Origin of the sequence: Mucilaginibacter metallidurans (assembly GCF_003286435.2) — a bacterium.
GTDB classification, from domain to species: domain Bacteria; phylum Bacteroidota; class Bacteroidia; order Sphingobacteriales; family Sphingobacteriaceae; genus Mucilaginibacter; species Mucilaginibacter gossypii.
In genome coordinates this window covers 248,218-265,005 of sequence record NZ_CP043449.1, presented here as the reverse complement: position 1 = coordinate 265,005, position 16,788 = coordinate 248,218, and the positions used below count along the sequence as shown (strand labels likewise).

The window sequence follows — 16,788 nt, the reverse complement described above, 5'->3', positions numbered from 1 at the left end:
ATGTTAAATCCTGTTGTAAGTTTATAGAGTCACAAGTGAGCAAGCCCACAGACAACCGCACAACACTTGCGCCAATAACGTGAAGACTTACGAAGTTTTTGAAACTTCGTAAGTCTGGATTCTGCAAAATACGTCAAGTCAATTTCCGCCCAAAACTTCCATTACCGCAGCAGCCTTCAACAAACATTCTTCATATTCGTTTTCGGCGATTGCGTGGTAAGTAATAGCTCCACCTGCGTGAAACGACAGGTATTTATTAGAAGAGTTATAGAGTAATGACCGGATCACCACATTAAAATCAAAATCATCATCCGGACTGAAATAGCCTATTGCACCTGAGTATAAGCCACGTTTACTGCGCTCATATTGCTCCATCAGCTGCATACAGCTCACTTTTGGCGCTCCGGTCATGCTGCCCATCGGGAAAGTGTTTTTGATGGCTTGCACATTTGATAAGCCCTCCTGTATTTCACAAACCACGGTCGAGATCATCTGATGTACCTGCTTAAAGCTGTAGATACCAAAAAGTTCTTCGGTTTTAACCGTGCCGGGTTTAGCTGATCTGGTTAAATCATTTCTTACCAGGTCAACAACCATTACGTTTTCCTGCAGTTCTTTGGGATGGCTGCGCAGGCTCTGTTTAGCCTGTTCATCGGCTTCAACATCATCCATCCTTTTAGCTGTACCTTTTATGGGTTGCGAGATGAGTTTACTTCCCCGTTTAGCCAAAAATCGTTCGGGCGAGGCGCCGAGAATATAATTACCATTCCATTTAAAAAAAGTGGAGAACGGATTGGGCGAAACTTCGTTCAGTCTCGTAAAAATCTCCAGCGGATCAAGAAGTATATCCTCTGCAAAAAATTCCTGGCAAAAGTTAGTGACATAAATATCGCCGCGGGTAATGTGCTCTTTTATTTTGTTTACCGTGTCAATGTATTCCTGCCTGCTGAAGCGTGGGGATAGGTTGATATTAGCCTGCTGTACAGGTTCGATTAAACCCTGCTCAATGATTGATCTTATGACAAGTTCGGGATTATCTGAAATAATTTCAGCCTCCTCCCCCCTTATCAAAATCAGATGCTGAGGAACAAAGAAATACAAATCTGGAAATTTTAAGCCATCGTGATTAGTTGATGTAAGCGCTTCAATTTCATTTTTAAGGTCATATCCCAGGAAACCCGTCATCCATCCGGGGTTACTTTTTCTGAAGTCATCAAGCTTATCAAAAGCATTACCTGAGTTAGCATTAAGAGAGGTACGGGAGCCGACCGCTATCAGCGTATCAAATTTGGAATAGGGATCATTAAATCCATTCGAATCAAGATAACACAGCGTATCAAAAGTTGCGGCCCATTGTAACGCCTTCTTTCTGAATCCCGGCAGATCATTAACCTGTACTATCACCCTGCAAAAATAACCAAGTAAATGAAAAAAGGCCGGACGTTCCGGCCTTTTTATTCTTATTTATAACTATGTCATCCTGAACTTGTTTCAGGATCCTACAAGAAGGTTACACATGAAGTACACCCTGCTGGTGGGGTGCCGAAATAAATTCGGCATGACGCTTTTTTATTCTTAGTGCAATACCAAAGTCTGCTTCCTGTCTGGGCCTACTGATAAATACTTAACCGGCACACCAAGTTCAGCTTCAAGATAATCAATGTATGATTGCAGTTTAGCCGGGATTTGAGACAGCTCGGTAATGCCGGTCAGGTCTTCGTTCCAGCCATCAATTTCCTTATATACCGGCTCTGGTTTTACCGAGCAGATATCATAAGGCATATAATCAATCTGCTCGCCTAAATAATTATAATGAGTAGCAGCGTAAATCTTTTCAAAACCACTTAAAACATCAGCCTTGGTCATTACCAGTTGGGTAACGCCATTGAGCATAATCGCATATTTTAAAGCCGGCAGGTCGATCCAGCCGGTGCGGCGTGGCCTGCCAGTAGTTGCGCCAAACTCATGACCTACCTTACGTAATTCTTCGCCGGTTTCATTTTCCAGCTCGGTTGGGAACGGACCGCCACCTACACGGGTGCAATAAGCTTTGAAAATACCTATCACTTCGCCAATTTGCTGCGGGGCAATACCTAAACCTGTGCAAGCGCCTGCGGCAGTAGTATTTGATGAAGTTACAAACGGATATGAACCAAAATCAATATCAAGCATAGCGCCCTGAGCACCTTCTGCTAAAACTTTTTTGCCTTCTTTAATATAGTTGTTAACCAAATGTTCAGAATCAACAAGCGGGAATTGGCGTAAAACATCGAGAGCTTCAAAAAACAATGTTTCACGTTCTGAAAAATCTGCTACTTCACCGTAAAGCTGCTGCAGCATTGATACGTGTTTATCAACCAGTTTCTGGTAACGCTCCTTAAAATCGGGCAGGGTAATATCGCCGATCCGTAAACCGTTACGACCGGTTTTATCCATATACGTTGGACCAATACCTTTTAAGGTCGAACCAATTTTGCCTTCACCCATCTTTTTTTCATTAGCGGCATCAAGCAACTGGTGAGTTGGTAATATCAGGTGTGCTTTTTTAGCAATTAAAAGGTTCTTTTTGGCCAACAGGTCATGCCCGGCATCTTTTAATTTATCCAGTTCTTTTTTCAGGGTGATAGGATCAATCACCACACCATTACCAATAAGGTTCATGGTGTTTTCAAAAAATATACCTGAAGGAATGGTGTTTAAAACAAACTTTTTACCGTCAAACTCTAAAGTATGACCTGCATTTGGTCCGCCCTGGAAACGTGCAATCAGGTCGTAACCCGCGCTAAGCACATCAACAATTTTTCCTTTTCCTTCATCGCCCCACTGGAGGCCTAATAATACGTCAACAGCCATTAATTTATCGTAAGTTCAAGAATATGTGTTATGAAAGGGGGCAAAGTTAAATTTTTCTGTCACAAAAACCCTCTCTTAATTTGGCACAATTACCATAAAGATTTAAAGAGTGGTGTTTGATGTCAAATTTTAATATATCGCCCATCATACTCTGGATCTGCTGGATGCGCGGATCGCAAAACTCAACCACTTTACCACAGTCGATGCAGATGATGTGGTCATGCTGTTTGTAGCCGTATGATTTTTCGAACTGGGCCATGTTTTTACCAAACTGGTGTTTAGTAACAAGATCGCACGAAACCAACAGCTCAAGCGTATTGTAAACCGTTGCACGGCTTACACGATATTTTTTATTTTTCATGTGGATGTACAACGACTCCACATCAAAGTGATCTGTACGGGAATATATCTCTTCGAGTATAGCAAAACGTTCAGGGGTTTTCCTGAGGTTTTTATTTTCGAGGTAGGCCTCAAAAATTTTTTTAACCATTGGTATGGTATCCTGCTGTGACATAATGATGTATTAACGGGGCAAAGTTATTAATAATTTGTTAAGTGGTGAGTAGTTGATTATCTGAATGGTTGATTATGTGAGTGGTTCATCGCAAAAACAACTACTCTCCTAATCAACTCAATCAACTACTCACCTCAAGAAGCTTTTTCAATTGCCGAATCAAAACGGTTAACCGCGGTTACGCCTTTTACTTGTTTTAGGTTTTTAATCAGGGTATCAAGGTGGCTGGTGTCATTCACATACAACATCAGCGAGCCTTCAAATATACCATTATCACTATCAACAGTGATAGATCTGATGTTTATTTTAAAATCATTTGATATTACCGTAGTAAGCTTATTGATCAGCCCTACCTCATCAATACCGGTAATACGCAAACCGGTTAAGAAGGCAAGCTCCTGCTGATTTGTCCAGCGGGCTTTCACTATCCTGTAGCCATAGTTGGCCATGAGCTTAGCTGCATTAGGGCAATTGGTACGGTGGATCTTGATACCGTCGCTTACGGTAACAAAACCAAAAACATCATCGCCGGGGATAGGATTGCAGCAATTAGCCAGCTTATAATCAATCTTTTGCATATCCTCGCCAATAAGCAGGATATCACTGTCTTTAGCCTTGATATTTTTGATGAGGTTTTGAACCTGCTCCTGGTCAATTTTATCCTGCGGCTTATTGTCAATCACTTTTTCAGACGCCTGGTACTCTTTCAGGTCCTTCATATCAATAATTCCCTTGGCAACATTGTAAAAAAGGTCTTGAGTGGCCTGCAGCTTGAAAAAGTAGCTGATCTTTTGCAGGTTTTCGGAATTGTAAGTGATCTTAAGCGATTTCATTTTACGCTCCAGGATCTCTTTACCATCCTCGGCAATTTTGCGTTTCTCCTCTTTTAAAGCCGACTTGATCTTGGCCTTAGCTTTTGCGGTAACTACAAAATTAAGCCAGTCTTCCTTAGGGGTTTGCTTGCCTGAGGTAATGATCTCTACCTGGTCGCCGTTCTGGAGCTTGTAGCTTAGCGGCACCAACTTATGGTTTACCTTGGCACCGATACAGCTTGCGCCTACATCGGTATGGATCTCGAAGGCAAAGTCGAGCGCCGTAGCATTCAATGGCAATTGGATCAGCGCTCCTTTTGGCGTAAAAATGAAGATCTCATCACTAAAGAGGTTCATCTTAAAATCATCGATGAAGTCGAGCGCGTTGGTATCCGGGTTTTTGAGCATTTCGCGCACTTTGTGTACCCATTGGTCAAGGCCGCTGTCGGTGCTGGCTTCCTTGTATTTCCAGTGCGCGGCAAAACCTTTTTCGGCAATTTCGTTCATGCGCTTGGTACGGATCTGTACTTCAACCCACTGCCCCCGGGGGCCCATTACCGTGGTATGCAATGACTCATAACCGTTGGCCTTGGGCGATGAAATCCAGTCGCGCAGCCTATCGGGATTGGGGCGGTACTGGTCGGTTACTATAGAATAGGCTTTCCAGCAGTCGGCCTTTTCATGTTCAGGGGCGCTATCCAATATAATCCGGATGGCGAAAAGATCATATACCTCTTCAAAAGGTATCGATTTCTTTTTCATCTTATTCCAGATAGAATGGATTGATTTCGGCCTGCCAAAAATATCAGCCTCAAGTCCCTGGCTTTGCAGCGATTTATTGATTGGCTCGATAAAATCACGGATAAAACGCTCGCGTTCGGCCTTTTTCTCGTTCAGTTTATTTTTGATGAACTGGTAAGTTTCACGTTCCATATATTTCATGGAAAGGTCTTCCAGCTCAGATTTTATGGCATACAAGCCCAGGCGGTGTGCCAGGGGCGCATACAGGTAAACCGTTTCTGATGATAACTTAAGCTGCTTGTCCCTGGGCATAAACTCCATGGTACGCATGTTATGCAGCCTGTCGGCAAGCTTAATCAATATCACCCTTACGTCATCGGCAAGGGTAAGCAGCATTTTGCGGAAGTTTTCGGCCTGCAATGAGCTGTTGGTATCAAATACGCCTGATATTTTGGTAAGGCCGTCAATAATTTTGGCCACCTTTTTACCAAATTCCATCTCAATTTCATCAAGCGTCATGTTGGTATCTTCCACCACATCATGCAGCAGGGCGCACACTATTGATGTGGTACCAAGGCCAATTTCTTCGGCGGCTATCTGGGCAACAGCAATAGGGTGATATATATAAGGTTCGCCGCTTTTACGGCGCATATCCTTATGGCTTTCCAGGGCCATATCAAATGCCTTGCGTATCATGCGTTTATCGCCCTTTTGCAGGGTTGATTTACAGGCACGCAACAAAGCACGGTATCTTTTTAGTATCTCGTTCTTCTCGGCTTCCAGGTCTATCACTAAGTCTTTCATGTACGGGGTATTAGCGGTATTCAATCATAAACATGCAGCAAATAAATATTATTGCAGGTATTAGTAAAATACCAAAAAAAATTACATTATTTTTGTATTAAGTAAAAATATGAAATTTATTGGTTTTACGCTGCTGTTATGTTGCTTAATGGGTGCTGCAAAGGCCCAAACAGCTACGCCTGCATCCGTAACTCTTGGCAAAAATGATACCATCAGAACAGCCATGACCAACCTTGACGGTGAGCTTGTACCATGGATAGTTGAGCCGGAGGTTAGAATTGTAGATACCCGTATTTTTGCGAGCGAGGCCGATAGGCTAAACTACCGCCGTTTGCGTTATAATGTAATGAAAGTACTGCCTTACGCACGTTTTGCGGGGCAAAGGTACCGCCAGTTACAACGCGACCTTGCCGTTACCGCCGACAGGAAAAAACAAAAAGAACTGGTAAGCACCTGCGAGGGTGAAATAAAAAACCTGTTCAATAAAGAGATCAAGAACCTGACAATTAGTCAGGGCGAAGTTTTAATTAAGCTTATTGACCGTGAAACCGGGCAAACCAGCTTTGCTATGGTTAAAGAATTAAAAGGCGGCTTTAAGGCTTTCATGTTCCAGTCGGTAGCCAGCATATTTGGTCATAATCTCAAAGAAACCTACGACCCTGAAGAACAGAAGGATATCGAGGCCATATTAAATCAGGCCGGATATAATTCATACAGCAATTAGTTTAATGGATAACAAAAGCATTTACCGGTTTAACGTTAAAAAGTTAAACGGTGAAGAGATCAGTCTTTCCGAATATAATAACAAAGTTCTTTTAATTGTAAACACGGCATCGCAATGCGGCTTTACACCTCAGCTAAAAGAATTGGCAGCTTTAAAAACTCAGCTTGCCGGTATGGACTTTGAAATCCTCGCATTCCCTTCAAATGATTTTGGCGGACAGGAACCTTTAGACGGTGAGGCTATTGCCGTTTTTTGTGAAGCCAATGGAGCAAATTATCCCATATTTGAAAAAATAAGGGTACGCGGCCCCTATGCCGACCCTTTGTATCAATTTTTTGCCGATAAAAAGGAGAATGGCAATGTGCGGTCGGTTCCGCGCTGGAATTTTCATAAATTTTTGATTGATAAGAATGGGCATGTAGTTGATTTTTACTACCCTTCACCAAACCAAACTCCTCAAAAATCAGGCGAAAGATTGACCGCCTGCTGACAGCGGCGTCTAACCAATGAATTACTTTTGCGCATGCTTAAATTAGATATATTAGTTTTATCGGTACATCCTGATGATGCTGAATTAGGTTGTTCAGGTACAATTTTAAAACATATTGCCTTGGCTATAAAGTTGGTATTGTTGACCTTACCCGCGGCGAACTGGGCACCCGCGGCTCGGCCGAGATCCGTAAACAGGAAGCTGCCGCCGCTGCGGAAATATTAGGTTTAGCTATACGTGAAAACCTTGGCCTTCCCGATGCCTTTTTGAAAATACCCGCGAACACCAGGTAAAGGTTATTGAAGCCATCCGCAAATTTCGCCCTTCCATTGTAATAACCAATGCTTACCATGACCGCCATCCCGATCATGGCCGGGCAAATGAACTTGTTGAAGCCTCGGCATTTTTAGCGGGCCTTCGCAAAATAGAAACATTTGATATTGATGGCACACCACAAGAGGCCTGGCGGCCAGACATGGTGCTGCATTTTATACAGGATAACTATATTACTCCTGATATATTAATTGATGTAACCGAACATTGGGATAAAAAGATAGAGAGTATTAATGCTTACGGATCGCAGTTTTATAACCCAAGCTGGGAAGATGAACCTCAAACCTATATTTCAACATCCAATTTTATTGAAATAGTAACCGGCCGGGCACGCGAGTTTGGTAAAAGCATCCAGGTTAAATACGCCGAGGGCTTTACGAGCAGAAAAATTTTAGGAGTAGATAATTTATTTAACCTTAAATAATACTTATACTTAACTATAAGTTATATATAATAAATTTTGCTAAAATAAACAGGGAGCCTGATTTTCAGGCTCCCTGTTTATTTTAGCAAGTATGATGATACTTATGCTTTAATATATTCAAAGCGATTGTTTTCATTGCTCCTCTCCCTTCTGAGCTTATTTTCATTAGCTAATTTTAAGAGGATTCCTGAAAGTTCAGATGTTTTAAAGTCAGAGTCATACTGTTCTTTACAGTAATTGGCAATTGATGAAATAGATCGCTGACTATCAAAGAAATCTGTATTTAGCAATTGATTAAGTATTTTGGTAGCGCCGGGCTTTTTACGTCCTGAAACACCTCCGCCTTCATCTTCAATGCGTAATTTCCTTACTTTTTTACCAAACATTTCAACACCCTCGGCATCTACTTTCTCCGATTCGATCATAACCTCCAGTAAACGGTCAATTATTCGAACCTGCACGGCTTCAGATTTGAATGAGTTTACAACCTCGGCAACTTCAACCAGTTGTTTCTTTAATTTCTCTATGTGTTTGCTCATGGTGCTTGAAATAGAACTACGTTACTTTAATAGGGTTGCAACAAATCTAATCGGAATAATAACAAAAAATATAGCGGATTTTGGAAAAAAAGTAGCGTATATTAATATCTTTCTATTTTTGCAAATAATAGATGCCGATTTTACCTTATTAAATATTAGTTAATTTCGTCCGTTTCATGAGCGGATTTGGCCGTAGCCGGAATTAATTTTCTTTATTTACTGTGTTATAAAGTGACCGAAAGCTGTTCAAGCATGTCAAGACCTGTATCAATGTGGCTTTTTTCAATGATCAGCGCGGGGCGGAAACGCACACTACTTTCGCCGCAGCCAAGGTACATAATATTATTATCAAAACCTTTTTTAATAAAGCTGTCCCTTATTGCTTTGTCCGGAAAATCAAAGGCAGTAAGCAGTCCTTTTCCCCGTACATTACTTATAACGGGGTGCCGTTCGGCAATTTCGCTCAAGCCATTTTGAAGGTATTCTCCCATTACTGCCGCATTATCGCAAAGCTTATCCTCCTCAATAATCTCCATTATTTTTGACGAACGTACCATATCAACCAAACTGCCCCCCCAGGTTGAGTTTATGCGCGATGATACTTTAAATACATTATCTTCAACCTCGTCAATGCGCCTGCCAGCCAATATGCCGCAAACCTGCATTTTTTTACCAAAGGCAATGATGTCAGGGCGCGCCTTTTCTCCAAAGTGTTCATGGCACCAGAATTTGCCTGTTAAACCAACTCCCGTTTGCACCTCATCGTAAATCAGCAATGCTTCGTACTCATCAGCAAGTTCACGCAGCTTCTCTAAAAACTCTTTGCGTACATGGTTATCACCGCCTTCTGATTGTACAGGCTCAATTATTATGGCGCATATATCATCCTTATTATCTTCAAATGCTTTCCTGATTTGTGCTACCGATAATTGCTCTCTCCTTAGCAGGTCTTCATGATTGGCATCGCTGTAAGGGAAATTCATATAAGGCACAGATACCCGCGGCCAGTCAAACTTGGCAAACCACTTGGTTTTATTAGGCAGCGTATTGGTAAGGCTCAGGGTATAACCCGAGCGGCCGTGAAAAGCATGCTCAAAGTGCAATACTTTAAAACCTTTTTCTTTAGTATAGCCCCTGGCAAAGTTTTTCTGCACTTTCCAGTCCATAGCTACTTTCAGCGCATTTTCGATAGCCAGCGCACCACCGGAAATGAAAAAAGCATGCGGTAAATATTCGGGGATCCCTATCCTGTCAAATGTTTCAACAAACTGGGCGTATTGCGTAGTGTAGATATCTGAATTTGACGGGTTGGTTAATGCTGCAAGCATGAGGTTTTTCTTAAACTCTTCATCATTCAGCATTTTGGGATGGTTATAGCCCAAAGGCACCGAAGCAAAGCAGGTAAAAAAGTCAAGCAGTGTGCGGTTATATTTTGCGTCATAAATATAAACACCCTTACTTTTTTCCATATCAAAAGTGAGGTCGAATCCATCGGCCAGTACATGCTTTTGAAGCGATGCCTGGACATCCTGCGGAGAAACAAGTAGGTTGTACATATTAATTTGGTTTATTACAAATTTAGTAAAAACCGCCTAAAATCAAAATTTAAGCGGTTTTTGAACCGATTGACAAAAAAGTAACTTTAAATTGTTTAAAGTTACTTTTTGTACCAAACTCAAAACCGGTACACCTGCTTCAACCACCGTACTCATAAAAAAATGCAGCCGAAATTTACATTTTCCGCCCGGTTAACATCAAATTCCTCCTCCTGCGAACCTGAATTGTACCGGGGTAGCTTGATAAAATTTTCTTTTTAATTAATTTAACATAGATTGATTATTTTAATATTAAATTAGTGGCAGATACAACCAAAGGGGATATTTATAACTATGGGAGAAGAGCCATTATCTGCCAGCAACTCAAAACCGGTCCCAAAATTAACATTTAACAATAGTACCGACTGGGATTTACTTGAAAACCTGCCCGTTGCAGTTTACACCTGCGATAAAGAGGGCTACATAACCTCATTTAACAAAGCGGCGGTAACGCTTTGGGGCAAAACGCCTCACATTAATAAAGACAAGTGGTATGTAAACTGGGAGATATTTACATCCGATGGTATACTGTTAACTCCCGATGAAACACCAACGGGCAAAGTATTAAAATATGGCAAGGCTGTAAAGCAGCAGGAAATGCTTATTAAACGTCCCAATGGAAGTGTAAGTTATATATTATCCAACCCTAAACCCCGTTTTAATGAAAATGGCGAACTGACAGGCGCCGCCAATACGCTGATAGATATTACGGAACAAAAAAATACCGAGTCAAAGCAATGGATGCTGGCCTCTATCATTGAATCATCAGAAGATGCCATTGTAAGTAAAAACCTTGATGGTGTAATTACCAGCTGGAACGGCGCGGCCCAACGTTTATTTGGTTATACAGAAGATGAGATCATAGGCAAGCATATCACGGTTTTGATACCGGAAGACCGTTATAATGAAGAAGAAATGATCATTAATAAAATACGGGCCAACGAACGGATAGAACATTTTGAAACCATACGTAAAACAAAAAGCGGCGAGGAAATACAAATTTCGCTTACCATATCTCCTATAAGAAACAACAGCAATAAGGTAATAGGGGCTTCAAAAATAATCCGCGATATAGGCCGGCAAAAAAAATCAGAAGAAAGATTACAACAGTATGCCGAACGCCTGGAGATCTTAAACTCCATAGGACAGGTTATTTCGGCCGAGTTGGATATTCAAAATATCCTGCAAAAAGTTACCGATGCCACTACCCAGCTTTGCGGAGCGCAGTTTGGCGCTTTTTTTCACAACCAGGTTAACGAGCAGGGCGAATCATATATGCTGTTCACGCTTTCGGGCGCGCCGCGTGAGGCATTTGAAAAATTTGGTATGCCGCGTAATACGGCAGTTTTTCACCCCACTTTCAGTGGTGAGGGAACGGTAAGGGTTGATGATATAACCAAAGACCCGCGTTACGGAAAAAATGCACCACATTTTGGCCAGCCTAAAGGGCACCTCCCGGTAGTAAGCTACCTCGCGGTTCCGGTAAGGGGCAAATCGGGCGAGGTGATTGGCGGGTTATTTTTTGGGCACGAACAACCGGCCAGGTTTACCAGGGAGCACGAGCAACTTGTTTTGGCTGTTGCCGCCCAGGCCGCGGTAGCACTTGATAACGCCAAGCTTTATGAAAATATTAAAGAGCTTAATGAAAAAAAGGACGAATTTATAGGGCTTGCAAGCCATGAGTTAAAAACACCGGTCACCAGTTTAAAGGGTTACCTGCAAATCATTGCCCGTAACCTCCCACCAGATGATAAAAGCAAAGTACTGGCCAACAGGGCCTTGGAGCAAGTAGGCAAATTAACCACCCTGATATCGGATTTGCTTGATGTTACCAAAATCCAGACCGGTAAATTGCCTTTTACTTATACCGATTTTGATGTGATCAAACTGCTTACCGAATTGAGGGAGATCCTGCAACAAACCGGCCCCTCCCATCAGCTCCTTTTAAACTTACCTGCGGGGGAATTAATTATCCATGCCGATAGCCAGCGTATTGAACAGGTTGTCATTAACCTGGTAACCAACGCCGTTAAATATTCGCCAAAGGCAGATAAAGTGATCATCGAAGCCCTTGTTATCAACAACAAATTCAAGGTATCAGTGCAGGATTTTGGCATCGGGATCCAGCCAGATCAACTGGATCGGGTGTTTTCACGTTTTTACCGCGTTGAGAACCTCGCCTCTCACATGTCGGGGTTAGGAATTGGCCTGTACATTTGCCAGGAAATTGTTAACCGTCACCAGGGCAGGCTTTGGGTTGAAAGCACTTACGGCGAAGGGTCAACCTTCCATTTTGAGATCCCGATAAACACGAATTGAAATTTATGCACGAATGCTTAGCGTATTATTGAGCAATTAGAACGAATTACACGAATTAGTTGGTTCGTGTAAATTCGGACGCATTTGTGAAATTAGTGCTATTTAATTCCAATTCGCGAAAATTCGACCTCATTCGTGTAATTGGTGTTGATTAATTAGTGTTGATTAAACTTTTCTTTCATCCCCAATAATCCCCAAATGCCCCCGCTATGAATAGCCAGGATTTTACTGCCCGGTTTAAAATGCCCTTTGCTTATTAAATCATATAGGGCATACATCATTTTACCGGTGTATACAGGTTCTATCAATATCCCTGTTGCAGCAACAAATTGTTTAATGAAACTGATAAGCTCGTCATTCGCTTTGCCATAGCCTCCAAAGTGGTAATCAGTATGTATGTTATAATCTGCCTGGGCTGTTAAGAACCGGTCTATCTCCTCTTTAATAAAACCACCGTTTTTAAATACCGGCACCGCGTTGAACTTTGTTTTAAGCTGATGACCATTTAATCCGTTAATGATACCTGCCGCTGTTGTACCTGTACCGCAGGCGCAAAAGATATAGTCATAGCTTTCTGTTAACTCGTTAACCAGTTCGCTGCAGCCTTTGGCACCTTCGGCAGATGCACCCCCTTCGTCAATAAAAAAAGCCTGTTCATCATTACCAAAATACTGATTGAACAGTGCAAGTTTATCACGATAGCTGTTACGATCGGTAAACTGCAGTTCCATACCATGCAGGCGGCATAAAAACAGGGTATCATTATCAACTTTCTCTCCCCTTACAATACCCGTTGATTTAAAGCCAAACTTTGCAGCGGCCGCAGCTGTAGCTATCAGGTGGTTGGAGTAAGCTCCGCCAAAAGTAACGAGGTGTGTTTTGCCTTCGGCTTGAGCCTGTTTAAGCACATATTTAAGCTTACGCCATTTATTGCCAGATATCATTGGATGGATCAGGTCATCGCGCTTGATGAAAACTTTTACGCCGTGGCTATCAAACAATGAGCTGTTGATTTGCTGTACCGGGCTAAAAATTTCAAGCTCAATGTTCATAAAATAATACGACGTTAATGCTATTGCAATATTACGTTTAACCTACCACAAAAAACGATTACTTTTGCGCCTCAAATGGCACACGAACCCGAACTTATTGAGCAGGAAGAACAGGACTTGTACGAACACTTACGCGTAGTGGTTGACAAGGGCCAGTCGCTTTTGCGGATTGATAAATTTTTGATGCACCGCGTGGAGAATGCTTCGCGCAACCGTATTCAAAATGCTATTGAGTTGGGCAATGTGCTCGTGAACGATAAAACCATCAAATCGAGCTATAAAGTAAAACCGCTTGATGTGATCTCGGTAGTGCTTCCGCACCCGCCGCGCGATACGGAAGTATATCCCGAAAACATCCCCATCAATATTATTTATGAAGATGATGATGTATTGGTGGTTGATAAGGAAGCGGGTATGGTGGTTCACCCCGGCTATAACAATTACACGGGCACGTTGGTGAATGCCCTGGTATATCACTTTCAGCAATTGCCAACCCTACCGGGCAACGATGGCAGGCCGGGGCTGGTACACCGCATTGACAAGGATACTTCAGGCCTGCTGCTTATCAGCAAAAATGAGCGTGCCATGAACTGGCTGGCTAAGCAGTTTTTTGAGCATACCATCACCCGTAAATATATAGCGCTTGCCTGGGGCGATTTACCGGAAGACGGCACCGTTACCGGCTATATTGGCCGTAGTGTTGCCGACAGGCGGGTAATGTCGATATATGATGACCCCGAAAAAGGAAAATGGTCTGTAACGCACTATAAAGTTTTAGAGCGAATGGGTTACGTTACCCTGATTGAATGCCAGCTGGAAACCGGCCGTACCCATCAAATCAGGGCGCACATGAAGCATATCGGTCACCCCTTGTTTAGCGACGCCACTTACGGTGGTGATAAAATTTTAAAGGGCACCATGTTCAGCAAGTATAAGCAGTTTGTTGAAAATTGTTTTGAGCTGATGCCGCGACAAGCCCTGCATGCACAAACACTGGGCTTTTTACATCCTACATTAAAAAAGCAGGTGCATTTTGAATCGCCGCTGCCGGCTGATTTTGAGGCCGTACTTGCAAAATGGCGAAAGTACAGCGATACAGATACGAAATAACAGACGTTAGATAGAAGAGCAACAATACCCGGTAATTATTAACAACACGATCAAATTATAATATCTATCCGTCCTATGATGCCCGTATTCATCAATTTTAACGGCGAATATCTCCCTCAAAACACACCATTGCTTACCATTGGTAACAGGGGCTTTAAATATGGCGATGGCCTGTTTGAAAGCATGCGACTAATGAAAGGGAAACTGAAATTTGCCGAGCTGCATGCCGACCGGCTACAGCGGGGCATGAAAGCCCTTAAAATTGATGGTTATTCGCAAATGGACACCTGGTTCCTGAACGAAATAGTTAATGAGCTTGCCCGCAGGAATAAAGTTAAACATGGCAGGCTGCGCCTTACCGTCTACCGCGATGCCGAAGGCTTGTATACCCCTACTCAAAATAAAATGGGTTATTGCCTGGAACTAACCCCATCCGAAGAGCCCCGGTATTTTTTGAATGAAAAAGGCCTGATCATGGATGTGTTTACGGAACTGCCCAAACCATCCAACTATCTGTCAAACATTAAAACATGCAACTCGCTTATTTATGTAATGGCGGGTTTGTACAAAACTCAAAACAAGCTGGATGATGTTTTTCTGTTGAACCAAAGCGGTAACCTGTGCGAAGCCAGCAGTTCCAATATTTTCATCAATTACCAAAATCATTTATATACCCCGGCGCTAAGCGAGGGCTGCGTTGAAGGTGTAATGCGCCAGGTAGTGATCAAACTGGCAAAGGAAAACAATATTGATATCACCGAAGCCCAGATCAATCCTGATATTTTATACGAGGCTGATGAAGTATTTTTAACCAACGCCACCCGCGGTATCCAAACCGTTATGGGTTTTGGGGTAAGGCGCTATTTTAACCAGTACAGCAAGGTACTGATGGATGAGTTGAATAAACTATAAGCTAAACATATTTTAATAAGAAACGTCATTTCGACGGACCAGCGGGGGCAGAGCGCCGGATTGAGGCGAAAATCCTATAACCCATGCGTTTCGTTCATGCTTGTGATGTATAAGATCTTTCACCGTATCGGCCTGCTTTCACCATTTACTCGACAAATGGGTTTTACCGTAATGGAAAGTTGGGCTTTCAGCTTTAGGCATTCAGCTTTAAGCTTTTTTATGCCCCTATTGCCTTCCTGTAATTTCGAAGTGCCCTGATGATTGTCATTACAATTTCGTGCTGCCCTTCGTCCGAGTTAAGGTACTCCTCCTCTTCGGGGTTATTAATGAAACCGGTTTCTATCAATACAGCAGGCATCGCGCTATGGGCCAGTACCAATACCCCCTGTTCTTTCACACCATTACTTTCGCGGCCATCTACCCCGGTAAACTCGTCGTCAAGCAAATCACCAAAACGGATACTTTGCTTACGGTATTTCTGAATATAAGCATTCAGTACGATCAGGTTTGAAGGATCGCTTTCATCATAGCTCTCGTAGTTCTGCTTGTAATCCTTTTCCTGAAAAATGGAAGCATTTTCGCGTACGGCCTCTTCCTGCTCCTTAAGGCGGTGGAAACCGTATACAAGCATCAGTACACCTTTTTGCTTGTGTGCACGTGCGGCAGTGCCCTCTGGCGATGAATTGCAGTGAATGGAAATAAACAGGTTGCCATGGTTTTGATTAGCAATAGCCGAGCGCTGGTTTAGCGGGATAAAGGTATCATCGGTACGGGTAAGGATAGCGTTAACATCAGTAATGGCCGTATCAAGAGCTGCCTTGAGCTTCAGGGCTATGGACAGTGTTACATTTTTCTCAAACGAATGTGAACCACGCGCCCCGGCATCCTTACCGCCATGCCCGGCATCAATAACAACCGTTTTAAACCTAAAAGTTGTAACAGCAGGTATAGTATCTTTTTGCTGCGCGAATGAATTTTGAAACAGGAACACCAGGATGATCATCCCGGGCAAAGCGACGTATTTCATTTTTTCACCGCCTTTTTACTGCACCTGGGGCATAAGCCATGAGCATACAGGGTAAAGCCATGCGACTCAAAACCCGCTGGAAGATCTATCGCGGGCAGGTTCATATCATTGAGGCAATATACATTTTTGCACTGGGTACAATTAAAATGCAGGTGCTCGTCATGGTGGTCATGCTCATTACAGCTTGATGAGCAAAGGGCATAATTAGCTGTACCGTTTAAATCAAATACTTTATGGATGATGCCTTTTTCTTCAAAAGCATTGAGGATCCGGTAAAGGGTAACCCTGTCGATATCATGCATCAGGTTCTCCAGGTCGGGCTGCGAGGTAGCCGAATGCCTTGACGACATCATGGATAAAACCCGCAGCCTGGGCGCAGTTTTTTTCAGGTGATGTTTATCAAGCAGGTGCTCAAAATGATGTATATCGCGGGTTTGTGTCATGTATTAATTGGGTAATAATTATAAGGCCGCTAATTTAATAATGGTACGTATAATATACGCCATTAGTTGCCGGCTTTTATAACGGTATTTTTTATC

General features: G+C 42.6%; 16 protein-coding genes. 7 read left to right on the top strand and 9 right to left on the bottom strand.

Features of this window, described 5'->3' with window-relative positions; genetic code table 11:
- Positions 1-138: 138 nt before the first annotated feature.
- The 4 genes from DIU38_RS01285 to DIU38_RS01270 all read right to left on the bottom strand — a co-directional run bounded on the left by DIU38_RS01285 (position 139) and on the right by DIU38_RS01270 (position 5,724).
- Positions 139-1,404, bottom strand: coding sequence for an anthranilate synthase component I family protein (locus DIU38_RS01285; RefSeq protein ID WP_243770593.1), 1,266 nt, complete (start codon positions 1,402-1,404; stop codon positions 139-141).
- Positions 1,405-1,575: 171 nt separating this feature from the next.
- Positions 1,576-2,853 carry an adenylosuccinate synthase gene (locus DIU38_RS01280; protein WP_112657733.1) on the bottom strand — a complete coding sequence of 426 codons (1,278 nt, stop codon included), beginning with the start codon at positions 2,851-2,853 and terminating at the stop codon, positions 1,576-1,578.
- Positions 2,854-2,899: 46 nt separating this feature from the next.
- On the bottom strand, positions 2,900-3,367 hold the full coding sequence (locus tag DIU38_RS01275; protein ID WP_091175283.1) for a Fur family transcriptional regulator: 468 nt from the start codon (positions 3,365-3,367) through the stop codon (positions 2,900-2,902).
- Between the two features lie 134 nt (positions 3,368-3,501).
- Positions 3,502-5,724 (bottom strand): RelA/SpoT family protein, encoded by a 2,223-nt coding sequence (locus DIU38_RS01270; RefSeq protein WP_090529622.1) that lies wholly within the window; start codon positions 5,722-5,724, stop codon positions 3,502-3,504.
- A gap of 109 nt (positions 5,725-5,833) precedes the next feature.
- Between DIU38_RS01270 and DIU38_RS01265 the strand changes: the two genes are divergently transcribed.
- The 4 genes from DIU38_RS01265 to DIU38_RS34595 all read left to right on the top strand — a co-directional run bounded on the left by DIU38_RS01265 (position 5,834) and on the right by DIU38_RS34595 (position 7,695).
- Positions 5,834-6,448 carry a DUF4294 domain-containing protein gene (locus DIU38_RS01265; protein ID WP_112657735.1) on the top strand — a complete coding sequence of 205 codons (615 nt, stop codon included), beginning with the start codon at positions 5,834-5,836 and terminating at the stop codon, positions 6,446-6,448.
- 4 nt (positions 6,449-6,452) lie between these two features.
- A complete protein-coding gene (locus tag DIU38_RS01260) occupies positions 6,453-6,938 on the top strand; it encodes a glutathione peroxidase (RefSeq protein ID WP_317132422.1) in 486 nt (161 codons plus the stop codon).
- An 89-nt stretch (positions 6,939-7,027) separates the two neighbouring features.
- Positions 7,028-7,231, top strand: coding sequence for a PIG-L family deacetylase (locus DIU38_RS34600; protein ID WP_317132421.1), 204 nt, complete (start codon positions 7,028-7,030; stop codon positions 7,229-7,231).
- Between the two features lie 182 nt (positions 7,232-7,413).
- Positions 7,414-7,695: a PIG-L deacetylase family protein gene (locus DIU38_RS34595; protein ID WP_317132420.1), complete on the top strand. Its 282-nt coding sequence runs from the start codon at positions 7,414-7,416 to the stop codon at positions 7,693-7,695.
- A gap of 101 nt (positions 7,696-7,796) precedes the next feature.
- Here DIU38_RS34595 and DIU38_RS01250 read toward each other — a convergent pair whose 3' ends face one another.
- Together DIU38_RS01250 and lat are read right to left on the bottom strand one after the other, a co-directional pair.
- The gene (locus DIU38_RS01250) at positions 7,797-8,234 is read right to left on the bottom strand and encodes a hypothetical protein (RefSeq protein ID WP_091175294.1); all 438 of its coding nucleotides are present in this window, start codon (positions 8,232-8,234) and stop codon (positions 7,797-7,799) included.
- 224 nt (positions 8,235-8,458) lie between these two features.
- On the bottom strand, positions 8,459-9,790 hold the full coding sequence (gene lat, locus DIU38_RS01245) for an L-lysine 6-transaminase (RefSeq protein ID WP_112653636.1): 1,332 nt from the start codon (positions 9,788-9,790) through the stop codon (positions 8,459-8,461).
- Positions 9,791-10,123: 333 nt separating this feature from the next.
- On the opposite strand from lat, the gene DIU38_RS01240 reads away from it, so the two are divergent.
- Positions 10,124-12,148, top strand: coding sequence for a PAS domain S-box protein (locus DIU38_RS01240; RefSeq protein WP_112653635.1), 2,025 nt, complete (start codon positions 10,124-10,126; stop codon positions 12,146-12,148).
- 155 nt (positions 12,149-12,303) lie between these two features.
- Here the strand turns inward: DIU38_RS01240 and DIU38_RS01235 are convergent, their stop codons facing one another.
- Positions 12,304-13,200, bottom strand: coding sequence for a 1-aminocyclopropane-1-carboxylate deaminase/D-cysteine desulfhydrase (locus DIU38_RS01235; RefSeq protein WP_112653634.1), 897 nt, complete (start codon positions 13,198-13,200; stop codon positions 12,304-12,306).
- A gap of 75 nt (positions 13,201-13,275) precedes the next feature.
- Here DIU38_RS01235 and DIU38_RS01230 point away from each other — a divergent pair, with 75 nt between their 5' ends.
- Both DIU38_RS01230 and DIU38_RS01225 read left to right on the top strand, forming a co-directional pair.
- A complete protein-coding gene (locus DIU38_RS01230) occupies positions 13,276-14,310 on the top strand; it encodes an RluA family pseudouridine synthase (protein WP_112653633.1) in 1,035 nt (344 codons plus the stop codon).
- A 75-nt stretch (positions 14,311-14,385) separates the two neighbouring features.
- Positions 14,386-15,222 (top strand): aminotransferase class IV, encoded by an 837-nt coding sequence (locus DIU38_RS01225; protein ID WP_112653632.1) that lies wholly within the window; start codon positions 14,386-14,388, stop codon positions 15,220-15,222.
- A 217-nt stretch (positions 15,223-15,439) separates the two neighbouring features.
- Here the strand turns inward: DIU38_RS01225 and DIU38_RS01220 are convergent, their stop codons facing one another.
- Both DIU38_RS01220 and DIU38_RS01215 read right to left on the bottom strand, forming a co-directional pair.
- On the bottom strand, positions 15,440-16,249 hold the full coding sequence (locus DIU38_RS01220) for an N-acetylmuramoyl-L-alanine amidase family protein (RefSeq protein ID WP_091175307.1): 810 nt from the start codon (positions 16,247-16,249) through the stop codon (positions 15,440-15,442).
- Complete coding sequence (locus DIU38_RS01215) at positions 16,246-16,692, bottom strand: Fur family transcriptional regulator (protein WP_090528187.1); 447 nt, start codon at positions 16,690-16,692, stop codon at positions 16,246-16,248. Before DIU38_RS01215 ends, DIU38_RS01220 begins: the two co-directional genes overlap by 4 nt.
- Positions 16,693-16,788: the final 96 nt, after the last annotated feature.

Coding starts and splice junctions, on each gene's coding strand:
- DIU38_RS01220 (WP_091175307.1), bottom strand. CDS start 16,249: ATGAAATACGTCGCTTTGCCCGGGATGATCATCCTGGTGTTCCTGTTT.
- DIU38_RS01250 (WP_091175294.1), bottom strand. CDS start 8,234: ATGAGCAAACACATAGAGAAATTAAAGAAACAACTGGTTGAAGTTGCC.
- DIU38_RS01235 (WP_112653634.1), bottom strand. CDS start 13,200: ATGAACATTGAGCTTGAAATTTTTAGCCCGGTACAGCAAATCAACAGC.
- DIU38_RS01225 (WP_112653632.1), top strand. CDS start 14,386: ATGATGCCCGTATTCATCAATTTTAACGGCGAATATCTCCCTCAAAAC.
- DIU38_RS01270 (WP_090529622.1), bottom strand. CDS start 5,724: ATGAAAGACTTAGTGATAGACCTGGAAGCCGAGAAGAACGAGATACTA.
- DIU38_RS01215 (WP_090528187.1), bottom strand. CDS start 16,692: ATGACACAAACCCGCGATATACATCATTTTGAGCACCTGCTTGATAAA.
- DIU38_RS01265 (WP_112657735.1), top strand. CDS start 5,834: ATGAAATTTATTGGTTTTACGCTGCTGTTATGTTGCTTAATGGGTGCT.
- DIU38_RS34595 (WP_317132420.1), top strand. CDS start 7,414: ATGGTGCTGCATTTTATACAGGATAACTATATTACTCCTGATATATTA.
- DIU38_RS01280 (WP_112657733.1), bottom strand. CDS start 2,853: ATGGCTGTTGACGTATTATTAGGCCTCCAGTGGGGCGATGAAGGAAAA.
- lat (WP_112653636.1), bottom strand. CDS start 9,790: ATGTACAACCTACTTGTTTCTCCGCAGGATGTCCAGGCATCGCTTCAA.
- DIU38_RS01275 (WP_091175283.1), bottom strand. CDS start 3,367: ATGTCACAGCAGGATACCATACCAATGGTTAAAAAAATTTTTGAGGCC.
- DIU38_RS01230 (WP_112653633.1), top strand. CDS start 13,276: ATGGCACACGAACCCGAACTTATTGAGCAGGAAGAACAGGACTTGTAC.
- DIU38_RS01260 (WP_317132422.1), top strand. CDS start 6,453: ATGGATAACAAAAGCATTTACCGGTTTAACGTTAAAAAGTTAAACGGT.
- DIU38_RS01240 (WP_112653635.1), top strand. CDS start 10,124: ATGGGAGAAGAGCCATTATCTGCCAGCAACTCAAAACCGGTCCCAAAA.